Raw genomic sequence first — 555 nt, 5'->3', positions numbered from 1 at the left:
AAGGAATAATTGGTACGAAGGTCCAAACGATCGTAGTTTTGCTTCAATTCGTCTGCAACAAAGTCTATAAAACGGGAATTATCCAAATCCGTTAATTGCTCCGGAGAGGCATTGACAATTGTCACATTGGTCAGCTTATCCGACTCTGTGTTTTTGTAAAAGAGTTGCACGGCACGATATGAGGTTTCAAGATCTCGCACGGCCTCGACGGCGGTTAATTGGTTCTTGGCCAAGAGAGCCGAGACGACGCTCGTTTGGGTCTGGCATTTTTGCACCATTTCCGGGATATCCTTATTTTCGGTTAGCAACTCCAACCAAAGGTCAATCTTGTGGGCAAGAGCCTGACGTTCGCCCTCTTTCTGTTCCTCGACAAGGAACATTTTCTTACGCGCCTTCCGTTCCGGATTTAAGTTTTGAAGTCCATCAATGGCTGTTTCCAAGAAACTGAAGCCGCCATACCGAGAGAGGGCGGATATAGCACCATCCAATGTCTCTTTGGAATACGAATCGGCTACTTTTTCTTGATAAACCGGTTGGGCAAGAGTCTCTTGCTCT

At 46.3% G+C, this 555-nt stretch carries 1 pseudogene; it reads right to left on the bottom strand.

Annotated elements, in window-relative coordinates:
• A pseudogene (locus tag POREN0001_RS09445) lies at positions 1 to 555 on the bottom strand (type VI secretion system contractile sheath protein TssC); the annotation flags it as partial.

The sequence above is a fragment of the Porphyromonas endodontalis ATCC 35406 genome (genome assembly GCF_000174815.1).
In the GTDB taxonomy this organism is placed as follows: domain Bacteria; phylum Bacteroidota; class Bacteroidia; order Bacteroidales; family Porphyromonadaceae; genus Porphyromonas; species Porphyromonas endodontalis.
This window is presented reverse-complemented; position numbering and strand designations above follow the sequence as displayed.